Consider the following 22,158-nt stretch of genomic DNA (forward strand, 5'->3'; position numbering starts at 1 on the left):
GGCGGATATCGGTCGCCATCTCCGACCGCGGCCGCGGCGACCACGAGCGTGGCGGCCGAACCCGCGAACGCGTCCGCGGCGACCGATTTTATGTCGCTCGCGCGCCCTGCTTCGCCATGGACATCCTGACCGACGAGACGCGGCGGTTCCTCGCGGCGACCGCGCCCGAACACGACGCGGTGCAGGCCGAGATGGCCGCCTACGCCGACGAGCACGGCTTTCCCATCATCGGCCCCGAGGCGGGCGGCGTGCTCCGCGTCCTCGCGCACCTCGCGGACGCGACGCGGCTGTTCGAGTTCGGCTCCGGCTTCGGCTACTCCGCGACGTGGTTCGCGGAGGGGATGGCCGACGACGCAGAACTCTTCCTGACCGAACACGACGCCCACGAACTCGACATGGCGCGGGAGTTTCTCGACCGGGCCGGCCTCGCCGGCCGGACGACGTTCCTCGAAGGCGACGCGCTCGACCTGTTCGAGGGCGTCGACGGCGAGTTCGACCTCGTGTTGTTGGACCACCAGAAACACCGCTACGCCGAGGCGTTCGACCTCGTCTCCGACCGCGTCGCGGTCGGCGGAGTCGTCGTCGCTGACAACGTGATGCGCGGCCCGGTCGATTTCGGCGCGCTCACCGACTGGAGCGAAGGCCGGGCCGAGGCCCTCGACGGAGCCGACGCCGACACCCGCGGCATCGCGGCGTTCCTCGACGCGGTCCGGGCCGACCCGCGGTACGAGACCATCGTCCTCCCGGTCGGCAGCGGCCTCGCGGTCAGCACGCGGGTCGAGTGAGCGCGCGACCGCCGGGACGCGCGCCGACCGCCGCGCACCGACGTTCGCCACGCTTTTGAGCGCCCACCCCGACCGTTCGGGTATGTTTGGAGGCGGCGGGATGAACCCGCGAAAGATGAAGCAGATGATGAAGCAGATGGGCATCGACGTGACGGAGCTCGATGCCGAGGAAGTCGTCATCAAGACGGGCGACGAAGAGCTCGTCTTCAGCGACGCGCAGGTCACGCGCATGGACGCGCAGGGCCAAGAGACGTATCAAATCGTCGGCGAGCCCGAGACGCGCGAACTCGGTGCCGGCGACGACGGCGGCGACGAGTCCGTCGAGTCCGCCGAGGCCGCCGACGCCATCCCGGCCGACGACGTTGCCATCGTGGCCCAGCGCGCCGGCGTCCCCGAGGACGAGGCCCGCGAAGCGCTGGAGGCCGAAGACGGCGACCTCGCCGCGGCCATCGCGCGACTGGAGTGATACTCCTCGTCCACGGCGACCGGGAGTACCTCCGAGCGCCCGGCGACGAACTGCACACCGACCTCGGGATGCTCACCGTCCCCGAGGACGTGGAAGCCGGCCAGACGCTCGAAACCCACATCGGCGAGGAGTTCCTCGTCCGCGAGCCGCGCGGCCCGGACCTCTTCAACCACTTCGAGCGCACCGGCGCGCCGATGATGCCGCGCGATATCGGCCTCATCGTCGGCCACACGGGTATCGCGGCCGGCGAGCGGGTCCTCGACGCGGGCACCGGCACGGGCGTCCTCTCGGCGTACCTCGGCCGCCTCGGCGTCGACGTGACGACGTTCGAACGCGACGCCGAGTTCGCGGACGTAGCTCGCGAGAACATGCGTCTCGCGGGCGTCGAACAGCGCGTCGACGTTCGCACCGGCGACATCACCGACGAACTCGACGAACTCGCGGACTCGGGGTTCGACGCGCTCACGCTCGACACCGAGAACGCGCCAGAGGTCGTCCGCCACGCGCCCGACCTGCTCGTGACCGGCGGCTACGTCGCCGTCTACTCCCCGTTCGTGGAGGGCACGCGCGCGGCCGTCGAAGCCGCCAGAGAGGCGGGGCTCTCGGACGTGGAGACGTTCGAGACGATTCAGCGACAGATGGACTTCAACGACCGCGGGTCGCGCCCCTCGACCGCCGGCGTCGGCCACACCGGCTACCTCGTGTTCGCCCGCAACGAGTGAGCGAGTCCGACGCCGGCGGGCCAACCGCTCTTTCGGCCCGACTTCGTTCCCTCACCCGACGCCGCGAATCACGCGAAACAGCTCTTCTCTGAACCGCTCCGGGTCGATTGCCTCGCGGAGCGCCGCGGCCGTCTCCCCGTCGCCACCGCGGACCTCGCGGGGGTACGCGCCGCCGGTCAGGCGGAACTCGCCGTCGACCGGCGTCACCGCGAGGTAGGCGTCCGCGGCGAGTTCGACCCCGGCGAGTTCGACGGTCGCGGCGTAGCGAATCACGTCGGCCTCGGATTCGGTCGCGTCGTCTCCTCGGGTGTCGTCGTCTCGGCCGGCGTCGCGCTGGCCGTCGCCACCGCCGCCAACTCGTACCCGGAGCGTCCGCGACTCGACGCGCCGAACGTCCGAGAAGCCGCGGGCTTCGAGGCGCGACCGGAAGCCGGCGCTCGCTCGTTTGCCGACCAGTTTCGTCAGCGACTTCGACGGCGGTGTGTGCGGCCGGATTTCGAGGCGGCTGGCGAACAGAAAGCGCCACGGGCCGTCGGCGGTCGCCGGCACGCGCTCGCGGATGGCGGCGTCCTCGTAGACGACCGTCCGGGCGACGACGCTGACGGGGCCGAGTTCGAACGGGCGGTCCGTCGCGTCGTCGACGCGGACCCAACCCTCCAGCGGCGGGAGCGTCGGCGGGGCGGGCGCGTCGGCCATGCCCCGCGTTACGGACGGAGGGCTGAAAAAAGCGGGTCGCTCAGTGGTCGTCTTCGCGCCACTTGTGGTCGCACTCGACGCAGGTGAAAAAGCGCGTCTCGGACTCGTCGGCCGAGCGAATCTGCTTCATCTCGTAGCGCGCCACGTCGTGGCCGCACTTCGGGCAGATGGCCTTCGTCGTCGGGCCGATGTCGGCGTTGTCCACGTCGGACATGTCGACGACCTCGCTGGACTCCTGGCCCTCGGTCGTGACCATCGACTTCTCTTTTTCGCTGTCTCGGGCTTTCTCGTGGCCGTTCGGACAGACCCAGACGCCGTCTTGCGGCGTCATCAGGGACCCGCAGTCGTCGCAAAACTCCATGATAGTACGTCCTACCGCTTGAGGGACTTAAGCGTCAGGATTGCGCCGCGCTCGCGGGGTGAGCGCTGAAAAAAGCCGGTGCCGAGCGGGCGACTCAGGCGTCGCCGTCGGACTGCCCCGGTTCGCCGAGCGCCTCGATTGGCATCGCGTTGTTCAGTTCGTAGTACAGGTCCTTCGCGTCGGTGAACTCGCTCGTGAGGCAGTTCCGGACTAACTCACCGAGGTCGGCGTTCCCGTCGGCCATGAGCACCGTCACACCGTCGAAGGAGGTCGCGGCGTCCCGGCGCGAGACCGGGTACGACAGGTCTTCGAGGAGGGATTCGACGCGGGCGAGCGTGATCGATTCTTGCACGATTATTCATTATACATAGAGCGTATTAGCAGTTGTCGGAGCCGTGCTAGCACGGCTATGCGGGAGAATCGGTGACTCGAATCGCCCGAATAAACCGGAAACAAGAGCTCTCTCGGTTCTATTCGAAGTCGGGGTCGCGCTTGTCGAGGAACGCCTCCATCCCCTCGCGCTGGTCGTGGGTGCCGAACAGGCCGCTCCAGACGCGGGCTTCGAAGTCGAGCGCGGCGTCCCGCGGCGCGTCGTGGGACATGTTGATGGCGGCTTTCGCGCCCGCGAGGGCGTGCCGCGGCTTCGACGCGAGGTCGGCGGCGAGGTCTTCGACGTGCGAGTCGAGTTGGTCGTGGGCGACGACCTCGCCGACGATGCCGTACTCGTGGGCGTCGCTGGCGTCGATGCGCTCGCCGAAGAAGATGAGCCGGCGGGCGACCTCGTCGCCGACGAGCGCCGGCAGGCGGACGCTCCCGCCCCACCCGGGCATGATGCCGAGGTCGATTTCGGTCTGCCCGAGGAGCGCGCGCTCGGAGGCGACCCGGAGGTCGCACGCCAGCGCGAACTCCATGCCGCCGCCGAAGGCGTAGCCGTTGATGGCCGCGACGGTCGGCGCGGGGAACTCCTCCAAGCGCGTCGCGATGCGGTGGCCCTGCTCGGCGTAGTTCTGCGCGGCGGGCGTTCCGATGTCTTTCATGTAGCCGATGTCCGCGCCCGCGATGAACGCCTCGTCGCCCGCGCCGGTGAGGACGACCACCCGAGCGCCGTCGGCTTCGGCCTCGTCGAGGGCGTCTTCGAGCGCGTCGAGCGTGTCCGCGTTGAGCGCGTTCATCTGCTCGGGGCGGTCGATGGTGATGGTCGCCACGTCGCCGTCCCAGTCGAGTCGGAGGGTGTCCCAGCTCATACTCGGGGCGACGCGAGGCACAGGGATAATAATTAACGTTCGCCGGTCGCGCTGAAGAATCCAGAACAACGTTATAGCCCCTCCGTCGAATCCACCGATATGACGCTCTCCGACGAGGCGGAAGAACGCCTCGCCGACATCGTCCGGCTCCAGCCGACGAAGAACAAGGAGTTACAGAACCGCTGGGACCTCGAAAGCGGGAGCGAGGTCCACCGCTACCTCGAATCCGAGCTGAAAGACTACTACTACCGCGACGACAACAGCCTCATCCGCGCGACGGCCGAGGCGGCCGAACTCGTCGGCGTCGAACCCGGCGTCGAGGGCGACGACGAGGCCGAATCCGTGCCGAGCGTCATCCGCGTCCCCTCGCTCGAAGCCCGCGTCTTCGAGGTCGTCGCCGGCCCCGACGAGCGCTCCGAGAGCGTCGTCAGCGTCCTCAACAAGCTCCGCGACGAGTTCGACATCGACCCCGACGTTGACGACGTGCGCCGCGCGCTCCAGAGCCTCCGCCGCAAGGGCGTCATCGAAGTCGTCTACCGGACCGTCCCCACGTTCCGCCTCGCCGTCGAGCGCGACGAGGTCGACGTGGAAGTCGTCTAACCGCCCGCCTCCGCGGTCGTTATTCGCGCCGCTCGAACACCAGCGCGTAGTGGTACGGCGGGATATCGAGTTCCGCCGTCACAGCGAGGTCGGTCGCCTCTTCGACCATCGCCGCGGTCTCCTCCGGGCCGAGCCGCAGGTCGGTCGGCGGGCCGCGCGGTTCGCCAGCGATGGTCGTCTCCGCTCGGGGGAGCGGCCGCCAGTTGACGACGACGAACCGGCCGTCGTCGTCGAGGACCGACTCGACTTCCGTCAGGAACTCCTCGGGGTCGTCGACGCCGTGGAACGCGTTGGCGAACAGCGCCACGTCGACGGGGTCCGAGACGTGCGCCGAAAGCTCGCGGGCGTCGCCGCGGACCGAGACCACGTTGTCGATGCGTTGCTGGGCGGCGAGGTGGCCGAGTTCCGCGAGGAGGTCGTCGTCGAGGTCGACCGCGTACACCGTGGCCGGCGCGACGATTCGCGCCGCGGGGAGCGCGAAGTAGCCGTTTCCGCACCCGATTTCCACGACGGTGTCGCCCGCCGACAGCCCGAGGTCCCGAAGCGTCTCGCCCGGCGTCGGCCAGAGCTTCCCCCACCAGTCCCAGTCCGGCAGGCTCGTGTTCTGGAATCGTTCCATACCGCTCGGTCGGCGGGGCGCGAAGTTAGGCGTTCTCACTGCCGCGCTCGGCGCGGTCTCGTTCGCGCTCGCGCCGCGCCTCCAGAATCCGGCGGACGCCCTTGCCGGGGCCGCCCTCGATGGGCCAGCCGTTCATCCGCCACGCCGGCGGCTCCGGCTCGAACGACGGACACGAGTGGGCGCACTCGCGCTGGCTCTGATAGCAGTCTTTCGCGGCGCACCGCGGGACGAGCGCCCGGCCGCGCCGGTCGAGTTCGAACTGTCGGCAGTCGGGTCGCATCGTGTCCACGTAGTTGCGCCAGCCGCGGTCGAAGGCGCGCTCGGCGAGGACGAGTCGCCGCCGGGCGTCTTCGGAGTCGGGCGAGAGCGAGCTCGGGTGCCACAGCACCTCCGCCGAGTCGCCGTCGACGCCGAGGATGCCGACTTCGACCGGCAAGTCTTCAAGCAGGGCGGGTTCGACCCGCCGGCCCGTCACCTCGGTGGCGACCCAGACCTCGTCGGCGAGCGCTCGCGACACGTCGTGTTCGAGTTGGTCTGCGAGCGCGCGGGCGGCGCTGGCGTCGAGGTTCGGCTTGTTCTCGATGGCGACGACGCGCTCGACCCAGTCGGGGTACGGTGCGGTCCGGCGGTACTCGACGCGGTTCCGCGAGCCGCGGCGTTTCTCGACGAGGCCGAGCCCCGCCGCGCGGTGGACCGCGGGCACGACGTGTCGCCACGGGAAGTCGGGTTCGGGGATGGCGTCTCTGTACCACGCCCACTCGGCGGGCGCGTGGCGGACGACGCGCAACAGGTCCGAGTCGAAGCCGTCGGTCGAGAGGGCGCGCCGGGCGGCGAACGCCTCGGGGTCGACCTCGACGACGACGGTGTCCCAGCGGCGCTGTCGGGTGCCGAGCTGTCGGGCGACGAACGCGGGGCGCGGGCCGTCGGGATGCCACGCGCGCTCGGCCCAGCGACAGACCCGGAGCTCGAAGGCGAACTCGGGGTCACGGTCGCGGTCGCGGTCGGCGGCGTCGCTCACGACCGGGAGTTGCGGCGGGAGGCCGAAGGCGTTTCGGTCGGGCGGCTTCGGCGCGTGGTTCGACGATGACGCAGATGATACCGCGGCTGTCGCCGCCCCGCCGACGCGCGGCGCTGTCGCTCGCTGGCGTCGCGTCTCGGGCGTCGGCCGGTTCGGCCGACGCTACTTCAGGTACTTGCGTTCGCCCTCGTTTTTCGCGGCGAGGTCGTCGAGGAACTCGTGGGCGCGCTCGAATATCTCGCGGGGGCCGTCCTGCGTGATGGTGTTGATGGCCTGCTCGTAGTCGCGCCACTGGAGGTCGCGGTGCTCCGTCGAGAGCTCCGCGGACGCCTCGAACGACCGCGCGATAAAGAGGTGAACCGTCTTGTGAATCGTCGTCCCGTTCGCCTCGAAGACGTAGCTGTAGTCCTCGCGGAAGCCGTCGATGAGGCGGAAATCTTGGATTCCCGCCTCCTCTTTGACCTCCCTGATTGCCGTTTGCTGAAGCTCCTCGTCCCCTTCGACCCCGCCCTTCGGGAACTCCCAGTCCCCGGGACGGCTCTTCAGGAGTAAGTACTCCCTCCGGCCGCGGGTGTCGCGGAAGAGAATGGCTCCAGCGCTGACCGCTTCGACTGCCATTACCCGAAATAAACGTGCCACCCTTTAAGAGGGTATCGGAGGATGTAGCGCGTTCGCACGGTTTTTCACTCGGGATTCGGGGTGAGGAGCCCGAAGTCCCCGGTTCGTGTAGATGCGCTTTTACCGTCGGAGCGTGCAACAAGGAGTAGTACCCAGCTATGGCCTTCGTCACGAAACTCACCTTTCAAAGCGGTGATAAGGCGGTCCTCGACCGAGTGGTCGACGACCTCAAGCAGTTCATCGAGCGGAAGGGCGCGGAGTGCCGCGGCCCCCACTCCGACCAGCCGAAACAGGTGAGCGTCCCGCAGTACCGGACGCTCCAGCCCGGCGACCAGTTCTCGTCGTGGTCCTACCCCGTCTACACCCGCCGGCTCGAAATCCACGGCGCGGACCAGATTGCTCGCGAAGTCGGCCTCAGGGAGTTCCCCGACAGCGTCCACGTCGAAATCGAAGTCGAACAGAAAAAGCCGCTGGGCCACCGTCGCTGACGGCGGCCGCGGAACGCGGACGAAGACGCAGGTCCCCGGTTTTGTCCCTCTTTTGGTCGCTCAGGCGTCCGGCCCGAGCAGTTCGACCACGTCGCCGGTGCCGACGTGGTTGGTCGCGTCGAACGACGTGACCTTCAGCCGAACCTTGTCCTCGACGGCCGCCCCTTCGCCGTCTTCGACCCGGATGACCGAGTCGCCGATGCGGACGGTGAGGCCGTCGCCGTTGCGCTCGCTGATGTAGGCCGTGATGACCTCGCCGGGTTCGAACGTCGGCGTCGCGGTGCGGAACGTCCAGCCGGCCAAGAGCTTGTCGAGGCGGCTCATACGCGGCTCACCTCCTCACTCGTGCGGTCGGAGACGTACTCGCGGCCGTAGCCGGTCCACGCGGCGAGCAGGAACACCGCCACGAGGAACCAGCCGTGGAACACGTAGGGGAAGACCGACGCGGGGTTTACGAGCATCTCGGCCGTGAACCACGGCGTCGCCTCGCCGCCGACGAGACCCTGCATGGCCCCGTAGCCGGCGAGGAGGCCGCCGCCCCACGGGAAGATGTAGCCGAGCGCCGAGGTGTTGGCGTCGAGGATGTTGGCGCGGCGGTAGCCGTTGATGTTGAAGCGCTTGCCGAGCGTGGCGATGTAGGGCGCGATGGCGATTTCGGCCGCCGTGTTGATGGTGACCGTCGCGTTGACGAGCGCTGTCCCGACGACCATCGTGGTCTCCGCGCGGCGGACCGTCGTGGCGACGCGGTCGATGACGAGTTCCTGAATCGCGTCGAAGCCGCCGCCGGCGCGCATGATTTCCGCGCCCGCGACGAGCAACAGCGTCAGGACGATAAGCGGGAAGAAGCCGGCCGCGCCGGAGTAGACGCTCCCGCCGACGCCGACCTGTCCCGCGGGGACGGTCTCGACGACGGCACCGAGGAGCGGCAGCGCCTCGACCGCCTGCGTCAGGCCGTTCTGCGGCGCGCTGAACAGGAGCATGCTCCCGGCCGACACGTCCACGAGGTTCGCCGCGCCGAGCGCGACGTTGAACGCCGCCGCGAGGAGCAGTCCCCACGAGACGGCCTCGATGATGTGTCGGCCGCGGACGGCGAGGGCGATGACCACGGCGATGTCGAGCAGGTGGACGAGCCCCCACGGCGACACCGACGCCGAGACCTCGCCGGCCACGTCGACGTGCGGCATGCCGCCCCAGACGCCGGGGATACCGAAGCCGGCGACGAGGTACGCCGCGATTGCGAGCGCCGCCGCGACGACGGCGTACTTCACGCGAGAGGCGACGACGCCGCCGATGTCGGCGTCCTGCGTGACCGCGGAGACGATGGTCGTGTCGCTGACGGGCGCGAGGTTGTCCCCGAACACCGCGCCGGAGAGAATCGCGCCGAACAGCAACACGGGGTTCGCGCCGAGGAGCAGCCCCGCCGGGAAGACGAGGCTCGTGAAGGCGATTGCGGTGCCGTAGCCGGTGCCGATACCGGTCGCCAGGAGCGCCGCGAGCAGGAACGTCACGGCCGGAAACAGCCCCGGGCCGACGTTCAGGACCGTGGCCGCCCAGACGAGGCCGTCGACGAAGCCGCCGACCTGAATGGTCTCTGCGAACATGCCCGCCCAGAGCCACGCGACGACCGCCGTCGCGGCGACCCGGCGGGTCATGCCGGCGAAGATGACGTCCGCGTAGTCCTTCCAATCTCCCCGGACGAACAGCAGTCCCGCGATGAGTCCTGTCAGCATCCCCGCGACGAGGCCGGTCGTATCGCCGATACCGAGGATACCACTCTGGAAAATCGCCCACGCGATGAACAGGGCGATGGGCAGGGCGCTCACGAGGCGCCCGCCACGGAAACTGAGCTCGATGTCCGGTTCTTCTGGCATCGTTTGTCAGAGCTTGACTGGGATATATAATAGGCACGAATTTCCTCCAACTATTTCTTCCAAACTTGCGTTTCTTGCCCACGAAACGTCGGGAGCGTTTATCATCGCCGGGGGAAAAGAGTCCAGACATGAGCCACCGAGCGACGATGGACGACCTCGTCTCGCTTCGACGCGACCTGCACCGCCACCCCGAACCCGCGTGGTGCGAGTTCTACACCACCGCCCGCCTCGTCGACGAACTGGAGACGCGCGACCTCGACGCGCTCTACGTCGGCCCCGAGACGCTCGACGCCGACGAGCGCATGGCCGTCCCCGACGACGCCGAACTCGACGCGTGGGTCGAGCGGGCCCGCGAGGCCGGCGCGCGCGAGGACGTACTCGACCGCCTCGCCGGCGGCTACACCGGCGCGGTCGCGGTCGTCGAGCGCGGCGAGGGGCCGACCGTCGGCCTCCGCGTCGACATCGACGCGCTCCCCATCCCCGAGTCCGAGGCCGACGACCACCTCCCGGCCGCCGAGGGCTTCCGCTCCGAGAACGAGGGCTTCATGCACGCCTGCGGCCACGACGCCCACGCGACAATCGGCCTCGGCGTCCTCGACGCCGTCATCGACTCCGACTTCGAGGGGACGTTCAAGCTGTTCTTCCAGCCGAGCGAAGAGCAGGTCGCCGGCGGCAAGGCCGTCGCCGAGGGCGGCCACCTCGACGACGTGGACTACCTGCTCGCGCTCCACGTCGGTCTCGACCACCCGACCGGCGAGGTCGTCTGCGGCATCGACGGCTTCCTCGCGGTCTCGCACTTCCGCGCCGAGTTCACCGGCGCGCCGGCCCACGCGGGCGCGAAGCCCGAGGAGGGGAAGAACGCGAACCTCGCGGCCGCGGCGGCCACGCAGAACCTCTACGGTATCTCCCGGCACTCGGACGGCGCGACCCGCGTCAACGTCGGCCTGATGGGCGGCGGGACCGCCACGAACATCGTCGCCGAGGAGGCGTTCATCGAAGGCGAGGTGCGCGGCGCGACGACGGAGCTCATGGAGTACATGGAAGACCGCGCTCACACGGTCATCGAGTCGGCCGCCGCGATGCACGACTGCGAGGTCGAAATCGGGGTCGAGGGCAAGGCCCCGAGCGCCCGCAGCGACGACGCGCTCGCGGCCATCGTCGGCGGCGTGAGCGAGGGCGTCGAGGGCGTCACCTCGATTCTCGACCGCGACGACCTCGGCGGCAGCGAGGACGCGACCTACCTCATGCAGCACGTCCAGGACCGCGGCGGGCTGGCGGCCTACGTCGGCGTCGGCACGGACCACCCCGGCGGCCACCACACCCGGACGTTCGACGTTGACGAAGAGACCATCCGCATCGCCGTCGACGTGCTCGCCGCAAGCGTCGACCGAATTGCGACCGAGCGTCCCTAAGACGGTCCGAGCGCGTCGTTCGAGCCATCTCGGGCCGCGTTACCGCGTCGGAAACGGCGCACGGCCGGCCGAACAGCCCGCGACGAACCGCCAGCGGTTATTTGTCCCCCCCGTGCATAGCCGGCAGCGATGGGGTTCCTCGGCGGTGAATCGACCGAAGACACAGACCTGCGTCCGGGTCTCGCAGTCGTCGGCATCGCCGTCGGCGTCGCGGTCGTCCAGGTCGCCGTCTTCCCCCACAGCTCCGAGGTCCACTGGCTTCGGTTCGCCGTCGAACTCCTCTTGATTCCGATTCCCGTCGCCGGCGCGTTCGTCGTCGGCGGCGTCCGCCACGTGCCGACGGTTTGGCGGCCGCTGTACGCCGGGACCGCGCTGTTCGCCGTCTACGCCGTCAGCGACGCGGTCGACGAGGTCGTCGCTCAGCCCGAGGCGGTCACGCTCGTCTTCGAGGACGGGACGCTCCTCGTCGGGTCGGTCGCGCTCGCGGTCGGCGCGGTCCGGTGGTCGACCCACCGCGACGCCCGCGAGACGGAACTGCGCCGCCGCAACGACCGGCTCGACCAGTTCGCGTCGGTCGTCACCCACGACCTCAGGAACCCGCTGAACGTCGCCCAGATGCGACTCGAACTCGCCCGCGAGGGGCACGGAACCGAACACCTCTCGACGGTCGCTGACGCCCACGACCGGATGGAGGCGCTCATTCAGGACGTGCTCCAACTCGCCCGCGTCGGTGAGGAGGTCGGCGAGGTCGAACCCGTCAGCCTCGCCACCGTTGCCGCCGACGCGGTGACGAACACCAGTCTCGGGGCGTCCGGACTCACCGTCGAGGCCGACGCGAGGCTGCTCGCCGACCGGGGCCGGCTCACCGCCGTCTTCGAGAACCTGTTTCGGAACGCGGTCGAACACGGCTCGACGAGCCGCCGGGAGTCCCCAGACGAGACCGCGAGCCGCGACGTTCCGACCGAGACCCCGTCTCCCGCCGCCGACAAGAGCGCAGCCGACGCGAGCGGCCGCCGGGCGAGAGCCGACGCCGACGGGGGGACGCCGGGCGTCAACGTCCGCGTCGGCCCGCTCGAAGACGGCTTTTTCGTCGAGGACGACGGCCCCGGCATCCCGCCGGAAGAACAAGACCGCATCTTCGAGTCGGGATACAGCACCGACTCGCGGGGGACCGGTCTCGGTCTCGCCATCGTCGCCGGCGTCGCCGACGCTCACGGCTGGGAGGTGACGGCGACGACCGGCAAAAACGGGGGCGCGCGGTTCGAGTTCCGGGGCGTCTCGTTCGCGGCGGAGTCCGAGGTCAGTACTTCGGGTCCGCGCCCGTGAGTTCGTAGATGTCGTCCATGATGCGGTCCCGCTCGACTTGCCACCCTTCGAGGGCGCTCGGCCGGCTCGGATAGCGGCCGTAGTGGGCCAACAGTTCGTCGGCCAGACGCTTGATTTTGAAGAACTCGTAAATCTGGCTCCAGTGACCGTAGCTCGACGCCGCGGTCTGCGCGAGGAGGACCGGGCCGAACGAGGTCGTCCCGGAGTAGAGCGCCTCGGCCAGTTTCTCGCCGGGGATGGAGGCGATGAGACCCATCAGGTCGTCCACGTCGACGGCGGTCGAGAGGATGTTGTACACGTCGAGGCTGGCGTAGCGACCGCCGAAGTGGTCCATGACGCGCTGGTTGTAGCGCCACAGCAGCTCCTCGCTCACGTCGCCCGCGTCGAGCGCGATAGCGGCCTGCTCGCCGGCGTACTTGCCGGCGTAGGCCGCGCCGGCGATGCCGCCGCCGGTCGTCGGGTTGACGTGGGCCGCGGCGTCGCCGACGGCCATGTAGCCCGGCGCGGTCGCAGAATCGTAGGGGCGGCGGGTCGGGAGGGCGGCACCGAGCTTGTCGATGACCTCCGCGCCCTCGAACTCGGGGCGCTCCCGGAGGTCCCTCTTCAGGTCGTCGACGAGCTTCATCGGCTCTTCGGTCATCTGGAAGCCGAGACCGGCGTTGATTTCGGTCTCGGTCCGCGGGAAGTACCAGACGTAGCCCGCGGCGACCTCGGCGGGTTTGAACACGAGCGCGTCCGACCACTCGACGGGCTCGGGGACCTCGACGACCTCGCGGTACGCCGACGAGAAGTGCTGGTAGGAGACGTTCGTGTCGAAGGTGGCGTCGGAGAAGTCCACCTTGTCCTGGAGGAGCGACAGCGAGCCCGCGCCGTCGATGACGATGTCGGCGTCGTACTCGACGACCTCGCCGTCGTGCTTGGCGACGATGCCGGTGACGGTGCCGTCGTCGTCCTGTTTCACGTCCTGGACGACCGTGTCGTAGTGGAGGTCAGCACCGGCTTCCTCCGCGCCCTCGATGATGAGCCGGCCGTACTCCCAGCGGTCGATGACGGCGAGTTCGCCGGGGACCGGGATGTCGAGGACGGTGTCCTCCTGCGGAATCTCGAAGCGGCCGTGGTCGACCTCGGTGTTGGTGAACGCCGGCTCGATTTTCGACTTCGGAATCGCCTCGGGGAAGGCGTCTGCGCCCTTCAGGGCGTCGCCGCAGGCGATGTGGCCCGCTTCCTCCTCGGGCTTTCGCTCGACGATGGTCACGTCGTAGCCCGCGTTTGCGATGGTGGCGGCGGCGTAACAGCCGGAGGTTCCCGCGCCGACGACCACCACGTCCACGGACTGGGTCCGTGGGCTCGCCGAGGAGTCCTCGGCGGTGTCGTTCTCGTCTGTGGACATGGTATCACCTCCATATCGCGGGCTGAAAACTCTTTACTCCCGCACCGACCGCGCGCGGCGAGTCCGAGGGCGGCGACCGCGACGAGACGCGGCGCTCGACGGGGGTTGAAAACGGGGAATCCGAGAGGTCGAGCGTCGCTCAGCGGTTGTCGTCGCCGGTGTCGTAGTGTTCGCCCGACGCGGCCGGGATGCGGGTGCGGCCGACGAGCGCGAGGACGACGAGCACCGTCACGTACGGAATCGTCTGGATGAGCGAGTCGGGAACGCCGTAGCCGGGCACCTGCTGGAGGCGAATCTGGGCGGCCTCCAGCCCCGCGAAGAGGAACGACGCGCCGAACGCGCCGACGGGGTTGTAGTTCCCGAAGAGGAACGCCACGATGGCGATGAAGCCCTTCCCGTTGACCATCGTCTGGTTGTTGCCGACGAACTGGCCGAGGCCGAGCGACAGCGCGGAGCCGCCGATGCCGGCGAGGAAGCCCGACAGGAGCACGCCCGCGTAGCGGACGCGGCTCACGTCGACGCCGACGGTGTCGAGCGCCTTGGGGTTCTCGCCGGACGCGCGGACGTGGCGGCCGAACGCCGTGCGGTTCAGGACGTACCACGACGCCGGGACCGCGACGAGCATCATGTACACCGCGGGGTCGGCGTCGAAGAACGCGCCGAAAAACGGGATGTCCGAGAGGACGGGAATCGTCCACGTCCCGAGCGTCGTCCCGAGGTTGTCGGTGTTGACGCCGCCGTAGTAGACGGTCGCCGCGAACGGCGCGAGGCCGAGCGCGATGAGCCAGACGGCGAGGCCGGCGATGATTTGGTCGGCCTTGAAGCGGATGCAGACCACGGCGAACAGCGCCGAGAACAGCACCGACGAGAGGATGCCGGCGAAGAAGCCGATCCAGATGGCCGGGAGGCCGACGACGGTCATCTCGGGGCCGACGATGGCCGTCGTGATGACCGCGGTGAACGCCGAGATGATGAGCAGCCCCTCGAGTCCGATGTTCACCACGCCGGCCTTCTCGGAGAAGATACCGCCGAGCGCGGCGAACGTGATGGGCACCGAGAGCCGCAGCGCCGACGAGAGCGTGCTCCGACTCGTGAGGATGGCGAGGAAGTTACCCCAGATACTGCTCGGGAACGCGAGGCCGAGCAGCGCGATGAGCAGGAAGACGCTCACCGCGCCGCCGACGAGGGTCGCTCTGTAAGACAGTTCGGTGTCGCGGAGTCGGTCGATGGTTGTCGTGCTCATTCGTCGTCACCTCCGAGGCGGCCGCCGTCCGTGGCCACGGTCTCGCGGTCCGGTTCGAGGTCGATGGCGGAGCCGAGCATGCGGAAGAACTCGGGCATCGCGACGAACAGGATGATGAGCCCGCGGAGGACGCCGACGAGCTGTTTCGGGACGCCGGTCCCGAACTGGACCGCGAGGGAGCCGGACTTGAGCGTCCCGAACAGGAGCGCCGCCGGGACGACGCCGAACGGATTGTTCCCCGCGAGGATGGAGACGGTGATGCCGTCGAACCCGAGCGAGGGGACGCCGGCCTGCCACTTGCCCATGACCATGAGCACCCAGATAGCGCCGCCCATCCCGCCGAGCGCGCCCGAGAGGAACATGCTCGTGACGGTCGTCCGCTTGGCGTCGACGCCGCCGTACTCGGCGGCCTCGGGCTGTTCGCCGCTCGTCCGGAGGTCGTACCCGAACGAGGTCTGTTCGAGCAGGAACCAGACGGCGACGACGAGCGCGAGGCCGAACGCGAGCGCGAGAAGCGAGAAGTCGCCGCCCTGCGGGAACGCCACCGGGAGGAGCGTCGCCCAGTCGGGAAGCGGCGTCGTCTCGACGACCTGCGAGTCGGGGTTGCCGAAGAACTCGCTGACGAGGACGAACGCGATTTGCGCCGCGATGAAGTTCAGCATGATGGTCGTGATGACCTCGTTGGCGTCGGCGTACGCCTTGAGCGCGCCCGGAATCGCCCCGTAGAGACCGCCGACGAGCGCGCCGACGATGACCGCGAGCGGAATCAGGATGAGGCCGCCGACGAGCCCGGACGGGAGCAGCGGCGCGACGAAGAACGAAAACAGCGCCGTGGCGAGGCCGCCGAGGACGAGTTGTCCCTGCGTCCCGATGTTGAACAGGCCCGCGCGGAAGGAGACGGCGACCGAGAGGCCGGTGAAGATGAGGAGCGTCGTCTCCTTGAGCGTGAGCGCGAACCCGAAGTTCAGCGGGTTCCAGTCGGGGTTGAGCGGTTTGAGAACTCCCGGGCTGTTCACGAGGAACGGCTCGCCGAGCGCCCCGTTGAACAGCACGAGATACACTTCGACGGGGTCGTAACAGAACCCGGTTCCGAACAGCGTCGTCGCCGCGGTCTGGCACGTCGTGACGCGGCCGGAGACGAGGATGATGCCAGCGCCGATGACCACGGCCATGACGAGCGCGGCGAAGCTGATGAGGATTCGCTCCGTCGCGGAGGCGGCCGTCAGCCGCCGGAGGACGGATTTCGCCGTTTCGCCCGCGCTCATTTGGCGTCACCCACGGGCGGTTCCGCATCGGTCGCGCCGGCGTCGGGGCGTTCGCCGGCCATGAGCAGGCCAATCTCTTCTTCGGTGGTGTCGCGTGGGTCTACGATGTCCATGAGTTCGCCGTCGTGCATGACGCCGAGGCGGTCCGAGAGGCCCTGTACCTCGTCGAGCTTCGAGGAGATGAGGAGAATCGCCTTCCCCTCCGCTCGGAGGTCCAAGAGCCGCTCGTGGATGAACTCCATCGCGCCGATGTCCACGCCGCGGGTCGGGTGGGTGGCGACGACGAAGTCCGGGTCGCGTTCGAACTCGCGGCCGACGATGAACTTCTGTTGGTTGCCGCCGGAGAAGGACTCGGCGTCGGCGTCGGCGTGCGGCGGTCGAACGTCGTACTCGTCGATGATTCGCTCGGTGTGCTCGCGCGCGTCGGACCAGTGTATTCGGCCGGCGGCGGCGAACGGCGGGCTGTGCTGGCTGCCGAGGATACCGTTTTGGACGAGGTCGAAGTCCATCACGAGCCCGCGTTCGTGGCGGTCCTCGGGGACGTACGCCATCCCGTCGTCGATGCGGGACCGACGCGAGGCGTCGGTGATGTCCCGGCCCTTGTAGGAAATCGAGCCCTCGGTCGGCGTCCGCAGGCCGGTGATGGCCTCGACCAACTGCGACTGACCGTTGCCGTCGACGCCCGCGATGCCGAACACCTCGCCCTCGCGGATATCGAACGACACGTCCGAGACGGCGGGCACGCCGCGGTTGTCCGTGGCCGAGAGCCGCTGCACCGAGAGCACCTCGTCGCCCGGCTCCTGCGGTTCGGCCTTCGGTTCGAGGAGGACTTCGCGGCCGACCATCAGTTCGGCGAGTTCCTCGTTCGACGTTTCGTCGGCCTTCACGGTGCCGACGTTCTTCCCGTTTCGGAGGACGGTGATGTCGTCGGCGGCGTGCATGGCCTCACCGAGCTTGTGGCTGATGAAGATAATCGTCTTGCCCTGTGCGGTCAGCTCCTCGAAGACGCGGAACAGCTCTTCGACCTCCTGCGGGGTGAGGACCGCGGTGGGCTCGTCCAGAATGAGGATGTCGGCCCCGCGATAGAGTGCTTTCAAGATTTCGACGCGCTGTTGAACGCCGACGCTCACGTCCTCGATGGCGTCGTCGGGGTTCACGTCGAATCCGTATCGGTTCGAGAGGTCGATGACCTCCTGGCGCGCACGCTCCCGGTCGACGGTCGTGCCGAACCACTTGCGCGGTTCGTTGCCGAGGACGATGTTCTCGGCGACCGTCATGGGGTCGACCAGCATGAAGTGCTGGTGAATCATACCGATTCCGGCGTCGATTGCGTCCGCGGGCGAATCGAAGTCCCGCGGTTTTCCGTCCACGTGGACGGTCCCCTCCGTGGGTTCGTAGAGCCCGTAGAGGATGTTCATCAACGTCGTCTTGCCGGCCCCGTTTTCTCCCAGAAGTGCGTGCACCGTGCCGCGCTCGACGGTCAGGTCCACGTCGTCGTTCGCCACGACGCCGGGGAACCGTTTTGTGATTTCGTCGAGATGAACAGCGGTGCTCATCTTGAGCCTTTTTTCGGGGGGGTTCGCTTAAACTCGTGGGATTCGACTCGACGCGGGAGTGGTCCACACGGAGCGTTGCGGCGGTTCTCGGGGAGTTCGAACCGTTCAACCCGCGAGCATATTCGACCGACTGCGGTGTGAAAGAGGCAACATTGTCCTCGAAGTTCGGGATTCCTGTCGCTCGGCGCGCGGCGTCGAAAAAACTGCGTGTGTCGAGCGTGGCGTTACTCGGTCGTCGTCGGAATCTCGATGTCGCCGGCGATGATGGCTTCGCGGGACTCCGAGAGCGAATCCTTCACGTCCTGCGGAATCTCGGACCCGAGTTCCGCGCCGTAGACGGCGGCGACGCCGTCCTCTTCGAGGCCGAGGGTCGTAGTGGAACCACCGTTGAACTCGTCGTTGACGACGTTCTCGACGGAGGTGTACACCGCCGACTCGACGCGCTTGACCATCGAGGCGAGGATGACATCGGCGTAGTTCGGCTCGGTCTGCGACTGGTCGGAGTCGACGCCGATGGCGAACTTACCCTGCTCTTTCGCCGCCTGGAAGACGCCGAGGCCGCTGCCGCCGGCCGCGTGGTAGACGACGTCCGCGCCGTTGTCGTACATCGAGGTGGCGATTTCCTTCCCCTTCGCGGAGTCGGAGAACGACCCGACGTAGGCCACGTCCACGGATATCTCCTCGTCCGCGTGCGCCACACCGGCCTCGTAGCCGGCCTGGAACTTGCGGATGAGGTCGGTCTCGGTGCCGCCGACGAAGCCGACGCTCTTCGAGTCGGCCGTCGTCGAACCGGAGCCAGCAGAGAACTCCTGGGTCGTGATGAGACCAGCGAGGTAGCCGACCTGGAACGAGCCCTGCTCCTCGCGGAACAGGTAGCTCGCCACGTTGTCCTCGTCGACAACGTCGTCGACGATCATGAACTGCTGGTCCGAGAAACTCGGCGCGGTTTCGGAGAGCGCGGAGCGCTGCGCGTAGCCGATACACGACACGAGGTCGTAGTCCGGGTTCGACGACTGCGCGAACCGGCGCTGGAACTGCGGGAACTCCTCGGCCGCCGAGGGCTGTGCCTCGTCGTAGGCGATGCCGAGTTCCGACTCCGCCTGTTCGATGCCGCGCTTCGCGGCGTCGTTGAACGACTTGTCACCGAGACCGCCGAGCGCGTAGACCATGCCGACGTTGGCCGCCGGACCGGATTCCTCGGTCGTCTGCTCGGCCGCGGTGGTCTCCTCGCCGCCGGACTCCTCGGTCGTCTGCTCGGCCGTCGTCGTCTCTTCGCTTCCCTCTGACGGACCGCCCGTACAACCTGCGAGGCCCGCGATACCCGCGACCCCTGCCGCTTTAACAAAAGAACGTCTGTCCATATCTATGAACTCCTATTGAGACAGGGGCCTCGAAAATTCCATAAAGGTGTCGTTTCGCGGTTTCAGCGGCGTCGCATCACCACGTTTGCACATCCCAGTCGAGGACCGTCGGCTCACGGTCGCGGGCGTCGGCCCCCGACCGTCGGCGGCGTCGACCGCGCCGAAGTCGCTCGGCGTCCGTCAGGCGGCCTCGATTTCGCCCTCGACGACGGCCGTCACCTCGTCGACGAGCGCGTCAACGTCGTCGGCCTCGGCGTACACCCGGATGTATGGCTCCGTGCCGGACGGGCGGACCAGCGTCCACGACGCGTCGGCAAACTCCAGTCTGACGCCGTACTCGGTGTCGACCGACTCGGGGGCCATCGCCTCGGGGAGCGAGGTTTCGAGCGCCGCCATCGCCGCCCGCTTGTTCTCGTCGGGGCAGGGGACGCTCACCTTGCGATACGGGCGTTCTGTAACCGGTTCGCGCAGGCCGGCCATGCCGGACTCGGCGGCGAGGCGAGCGACGAGCGCCGCGGAGGCGACGCCGTCTATCCAACCGCCGAGCGACGGGTGGACGTGCTTCCACGGTTCGGCCGCGAACACCACGTCGCCGCCGTCGGCGCGGGCGCTTGCGATGCCCTCGTGGAGCGCGCCGAGGCGGACGCGTTCGACGCGACCCCCGGCCTCGCGGACCCGCTCGTCGATGCGGCCCGAGGCGTTCGGCGTCGTGACCACGACGGGGTCCTCGGCGTCGGAGACGCGGACGTAGTGCTCGGCGACGATGGCGATGACGGTGTCCTCGTGGACGACCTCGCCGTCCCCGTCGATGATGACGATGCGGTCGGCGTCGCCGTCGTGGCCGATGCCGAAGTCGAAGTCGCCGTCGGCGACGAACGCGATGAGGTCCGCGAGCGTCTCGGGCGTCGGCTTCGACTCGCGCCCGGGGAAGTGACCGTCTATCTGCCCGTTGAGCGTGACGACGCGCGCGCCGAGGTCGCGGAGGACCTGCGGCGTGCCGAGCGCCGACATCCCGTTGCCGCAGTCGACGGCGACGGAGAGGCCGTCGAGGTCCGCCCCGTGCTGGCCCGCGAACTCGACGATTGCGTCGCGGTAGGCGTCGAGGACGCCGCTCGTCCCCGTCGCGCCCCAGTCGTCCCAGTCGGTCGGGGGCGCGTCCGCCCCGACCCGCGTCTCGATGTCGCGTTCGAGGTCGCGGTCGTACTCCTGCCCGTCGACGAACATCTTGATGCCGTTGTCCGTCGGGGGGTTGTGGGAGGCGGTGAGCATGACGCCGCGGCGACCACGCGAGGCGAACGCGAGCGCCGGGGTCGGGACGACGCCCACCCGGGTCACGTCCGCGCCGGCGGAGAGCAGGCCGGCTTCGACGGCGGCGGCGAGGCCCTGTCCGGTCGTCCGTCCGTCGCGGCCGACGACGAACTCGGCGGAGGCGTCCGATTCGAGCGCGGCGCGGCCGGCGGCGCGGCCGACGCTGAGGGCGAGTTCCGGCGTGACTCGCTCCGTCGCGCTCCCGCGGATACCGGCGGTGCCGAAGAGTTCCATAGTCCAGCGTTGACGGGGTCGTACTTAGATGCTGACGGTTCGGGGGACGCGTGCGAGGCGGCCGCACGGGACGGTCGGGGGGCGCTCCCGAGACGAAAATCGGCTCCCGGGCGAACCGCCGAATCGACCGCCCGAGGCAGCACGCCTTTGAGGGCGGGCGTCGAATCGGGAGCCATGAGCGAACACGGTCGAACCCGCGCGCACGTCTACGTCTCGGGACACGTACAGGGCGTCTACTACCGGGCGACGACCCGCGACACCGCCCGCGACCGCGGCGTCGACGGCTGGGTGAAGAACCTCTCGGACGGTCGCGTCGAGGCCGTCTTCGAGGGCCCCCGCGACGACGTGGAGGCGATGGTCGAGTGGTGCCACGAGGGGAGTCCGATGGCGACCGTCGAGGACGTAGACGTTACCTTCGAGGAACCGGACGGCGAGACCGGGTTTCGCATCGAGCGCTGACCGGAGGAACTCGACAACCGCGCGATAACATCAGCGAGACGGCCAAATCGTTCAAGCGGGGTTCGGGGGACGTGTTCCCATGCGCTTCCGGACCGACACGCGGGGACTCGGCGTCGCAAAACTGTTCTTCACGCTCGTGACGAGCGTCGGCCTCGGCCTCTCGATGGGCACGTCGTTTCTCATCGTCCGCGGGCCGTTCCTCGGCGGGCCGTCGCTCGACCCGTTTCCCATGATGGCGGCGCTGGCGGTGTTCGTCGCCGGCATCGTCGTGCTCACGTGGGGGTCGACGCGGCTGTTCGGCGTGGGAACCGGCGCGTGAGCGGGGGCCGACTCACGCGGGTCGGTCGACGCCGAGTTCGGCCATCGCCCGAACCACGACGTGGGCCTCCACGAGGTCGCGTTCCTCGACCATCGGGTCGTCGGCGTCGTCGATGACGGCGCGGGCCTCGGCGAGCAGACGGTCTTCCTGTTCGGTCTGGTCGGGTTCGTCGCGGGTGCTGTTCAGGAGCGCCTCGAAGTCCTCGCGGATGCTGAAGTCCGCGCGGGCGACGTTACACCGCGAGAGGGGGTGCATGCCGAGGTCCAACACCAACTCGGTGACGAGTTCCCAGTCGCTCTCGCAGAACTGGAGCGTCACGTCCCCGACGATGTCGCGCCACGCGATGGGGGCGGCGTTCTCCATGAGCGTCACCGCCCGCGGGGGGACCGCGATGCGAGCGACGGTCTTCGGGTCGTCGCAGAGACAGCAGGGCTGGTCCGTCCTGCCGGTGTACATACGCGGGGTTAGGATGGGTCGGAGATGTAGCTTCGGGCCGGAGAGCCGGGGCTCGAAATCGGGCGGGAACGGGCGACGCGCCGACCGAGGCAGCCGCTCAGTACGTGGAAACGGTCGGGTTCGAGCCCGGGGCGGGGTCGTCGAACCCGAGTAGAGGCAGCGGGAGGCGCGACCGACTGCGTGCTGGCACTGAATCACGCATTGGGCTGGGCTGGGTATTCTGTGGTGGCGGCAGCGGCCACGCCACTTATTCGATTGAACACTGCACATAAATATCTTCTCCTCCGAGAATACCACACACTATTATTGACTATATACTAGTGTGCTTCCAGCTATCGTGA

At 68.6% G+C, this 22,158-nt stretch carries 25 protein-coding genes; 9 read left to right on the top strand and 16 right to left on the bottom strand.

What is annotated here, in order from left to right:
* The first annotated feature begins 116 nt into the window (after positions 1-116).
* From DEQ67_RS07010 to DEQ67_RS07020, 3 genes are all read left to right on the top strand, one after another.
* Positions 117-785: an O-methyltransferase gene (locus DEQ67_RS07010; RefSeq protein ID WP_004063464.1), complete on the top strand. Its 669-nt coding sequence runs from the start codon at positions 117-119 to the stop codon at positions 783-785.
* 82 nt (positions 786-867) lie between these two features.
* On the top strand, positions 868-1,251 hold the full coding sequence (locus DEQ67_RS07015) for a nascent polypeptide-associated complex protein (protein ID WP_081597039.1): 384 nt from the start codon (positions 868-870) through the stop codon (positions 1,249-1,251).
* On the top strand, positions 1,248-1,973 hold the full coding sequence (locus tag DEQ67_RS07020; protein ID WP_006600317.1) for a methyltransferase domain-containing protein: 726 nt from the start codon (positions 1,248-1,250) through the stop codon (positions 1,971-1,973). The genes DEQ67_RS07015 and DEQ67_RS07020 overlap by 4 nt, the downstream gene beginning before the upstream one ends.
* A gap of 51 nt (positions 1,974-2,024) precedes the next feature.
* Here the strand turns inward: DEQ67_RS07020 and DEQ67_RS07025 are convergent, their stop codons facing one another.
* From DEQ67_RS07025 to DEQ67_RS07040, 4 genes are all read right to left on the bottom strand, one after another.
* Complete coding sequence (locus tag DEQ67_RS07025; protein ID WP_115859943.1) at positions 2,025-2,669, bottom strand: hypothetical protein; 645 nt, start codon at positions 2,667-2,669, stop codon at positions 2,025-2,027.
* A 40-nt stretch (positions 2,670-2,709) separates the two neighbouring features.
* Positions 2,710-3,030, bottom strand: a complete 321-nt coding sequence (locus DEQ67_RS07030) for a transcription factor S (protein WP_008574128.1) — start codon at positions 3,028-3,030, stop codon at positions 2,710-2,712.
* Positions 3,031-3,124: 94 nt separating this feature from the next.
* On the bottom strand, positions 3,125-3,382 hold the full coding sequence (locus tag DEQ67_RS07035; RefSeq protein WP_115802545.1) for a hypothetical protein: 258 nt from the start codon (positions 3,380-3,382) through the stop codon (positions 3,125-3,127).
* Between the two features lie 118 nt (positions 3,383-3,500).
* Positions 3,501-4,274, bottom strand: a complete 774-nt coding sequence (locus DEQ67_RS07040; protein ID WP_115802546.1) for an enoyl-CoA hydratase/isomerase family protein — start codon at positions 4,272-4,274, stop codon at positions 3,501-3,503.
* Between the two features lie 99 nt (positions 4,275-4,373).
* On the opposite strand from DEQ67_RS07040, the gene DEQ67_RS07045 reads away from it, so the two are divergent.
* On the top strand, positions 4,374-4,874 hold the full coding sequence (locus DEQ67_RS07045; protein WP_004043551.1) for a DUF5797 family protein: 501 nt from the start codon (positions 4,374-4,376) through the stop codon (positions 4,872-4,874).
* A gap of 19 nt (positions 4,875-4,893) precedes the next feature.
* Here the strand turns inward: DEQ67_RS07045 and DEQ67_RS07050 are convergent, their stop codons facing one another.
* The 3 genes from DEQ67_RS07050 to DEQ67_RS07060 form a co-directional block, all read right to left on the bottom strand.
* Positions 4,894-5,493: a class I SAM-dependent methyltransferase gene (locus DEQ67_RS07050; RefSeq protein WP_006600315.1), complete on the bottom strand. Its 600-nt coding sequence runs from the start codon at positions 5,491-5,493 to the stop codon at positions 4,894-4,896.
* Between the two features lie 25 nt (positions 5,494-5,518).
* Entirely contained in the window at positions 5,519-6,511 is a 993-nt protein-coding gene (locus tag DEQ67_RS07055; protein WP_004063450.1) for a DUF5787 family protein, read from the bottom strand.
* Between the two features lie 162 nt (positions 6,512-6,673).
* Positions 6,674-7,129: a bis(5'-nucleosyl)-tetraphosphatase gene (locus tag DEQ67_RS07060; RefSeq protein ID WP_115802548.1), complete on the bottom strand. Its 456-nt coding sequence runs from the start codon at positions 7,127-7,129 to the stop codon at positions 6,674-6,676.
* A gap of 158 nt (positions 7,130-7,287) precedes the next feature.
* On the opposite strand from DEQ67_RS07060, the gene DEQ67_RS07065 reads away from it, so the two are divergent.
* Positions 7,288-7,617 (top strand): uS10/mL48 family ribosomal protein, encoded by a 330-nt coding sequence (locus tag DEQ67_RS07065; protein ID WP_004063449.1) that lies wholly within the window; start codon positions 7,288-7,290, stop codon positions 7,615-7,617.
* A 60-nt stretch (positions 7,618-7,677) separates the two neighbouring features.
* Here the strand turns inward: DEQ67_RS07065 and DEQ67_RS07070 are convergent, their stop codons facing one another.
* A complete protein-coding gene (locus tag DEQ67_RS07070; RefSeq protein WP_004063445.1) occupies positions 7,678-7,941 on the bottom strand; it encodes a DUF7513 family protein in 264 nt (87 codons plus the stop codon).
* On the bottom strand, positions 7,938-9,488 hold the full coding sequence (locus tag DEQ67_RS07075; RefSeq protein ID WP_004043545.1) for a Na+/H+ antiporter NhaC family protein: 1,551 nt from the start codon (positions 9,486-9,488) through the stop codon (positions 7,938-7,940). The genes DEQ67_RS07070 and DEQ67_RS07075 overlap by 4 nt, the downstream gene beginning before the upstream one ends.
* Before the next feature lie 128 nt (positions 9,489-9,616).
* Between DEQ67_RS07075 and DEQ67_RS07080 the strand changes: the two genes are divergently transcribed.
* On the top strand, positions 9,617-10,900 hold the full coding sequence (locus tag DEQ67_RS07080; protein WP_115802549.1) for an amidohydrolase: 1,284 nt from the start codon (positions 9,617-9,619) through the stop codon (positions 10,898-10,900).
* A gap of 129 nt (positions 10,901-11,029) precedes the next feature.
* Positions 11,030-12,226, top strand: coding sequence for a sensor histidine kinase (locus tag DEQ67_RS07085; protein ID WP_115891259.1), 1,197 nt, complete (start codon positions 11,030-11,032; stop codon positions 12,224-12,226).
* Here the strand turns inward: DEQ67_RS07085 and DEQ67_RS07090 are convergent.
* From DEQ67_RS07090 to DEQ67_RS07115, 6 genes are all read right to left on the bottom strand, one after another.
* Positions 12,201-13,616, bottom strand: a complete 1,416-nt coding sequence (locus tag DEQ67_RS07090; RefSeq protein WP_008605842.1) for a geranylgeranyl reductase family protein — start codon at positions 13,614-13,616, stop codon at positions 12,201-12,203. The two genes, DEQ67_RS07085 and DEQ67_RS07090, sit on opposite strands and share 26 nt — an antisense overlap.
* Positions 13,617-13,755: 139 nt before the next feature.
* A complete protein-coding gene (locus tag DEQ67_RS07095; RefSeq protein WP_004063432.1) occupies positions 13,756-14,859 on the bottom strand; it encodes an ABC transporter permease in 1,104 nt (367 codons plus the stop codon).
* Entirely contained in the window at positions 14,856-16,124 is a 1,269-nt protein-coding gene (locus DEQ67_RS07100; RefSeq protein WP_115891258.1) for an ABC transporter permease, read from the bottom strand. The genes DEQ67_RS07095 and DEQ67_RS07100 overlap by 4 nt, the downstream gene beginning before the upstream one ends.
* Positions 16,121-17,680, bottom strand: coding sequence for an ABC transporter ATP-binding protein (locus DEQ67_RS07105; protein WP_006600312.1), 1,560 nt, complete (start codon positions 17,678-17,680; stop codon positions 16,121-16,123). Before DEQ67_RS07105 ends, DEQ67_RS07100 begins: the two co-directional genes overlap by 4 nt.
* Before the next feature lie 224 nt (positions 17,681-17,904).
* The gene (locus tag DEQ67_RS07110; protein WP_004063430.1) at positions 17,905-19,041 is read right to left on the bottom strand and encodes a BMP family lipoprotein; all 1,137 of its coding nucleotides are present in this window, start codon (positions 19,039-19,041) and stop codon (positions 17,905-17,907) included.
* A 180-nt stretch (positions 19,042-19,221) separates the two neighbouring features.
* Positions 19,222-20,583 (bottom strand): phosphopentomutase/phosphoglucosamine mutase, encoded by a 1,362-nt coding sequence (locus DEQ67_RS07115; RefSeq protein WP_115859939.1) that lies wholly within the window; start codon positions 20,581-20,583, stop codon positions 19,222-19,224.
* Positions 20,584-20,757: 174 nt separating this feature from the next.
* Between DEQ67_RS07115 and DEQ67_RS07120 the strand changes: the two genes are divergently transcribed.
* Both DEQ67_RS07120 and DEQ67_RS07125 read left to right on the top strand, forming a co-directional pair.
* A complete protein-coding gene (locus DEQ67_RS07120; protein WP_004043535.1) occupies positions 20,758-21,042 on the top strand; it encodes an acylphosphatase in 285 nt (94 codons plus the stop codon).
* A 79-nt stretch (positions 21,043-21,121) separates the two neighbouring features.
* Positions 21,122-21,361 (top strand): hypothetical protein, encoded by a 240-nt coding sequence (locus tag DEQ67_RS07125; RefSeq protein ID WP_004063426.1) that lies wholly within the window; start codon positions 21,122-21,124, stop codon positions 21,359-21,361.
* Positions 21,362-21,373: 12 nt separating this feature from the next.
* On the opposite strand, the gene DEQ67_RS07130 is transcribed toward DEQ67_RS07125, so the two are convergent.
* Positions 21,374-21,817 (bottom strand): hypothetical protein, encoded by a 444-nt coding sequence (locus DEQ67_RS07130; protein WP_004043533.1) that lies wholly within the window; start codon positions 21,815-21,817, stop codon positions 21,374-21,376.
* Between the last annotated feature and the right edge of the window lie 341 nt (positions 21,818-22,158).

Source organism: Haloferax sp. Atlit-48N (assembly GCF_003383015.2).
Lineage (GTDB): Archaea > Halobacteriota > Halobacteria > Halobacteriales > Haloferacaceae > Haloferax > Haloferax volcanii.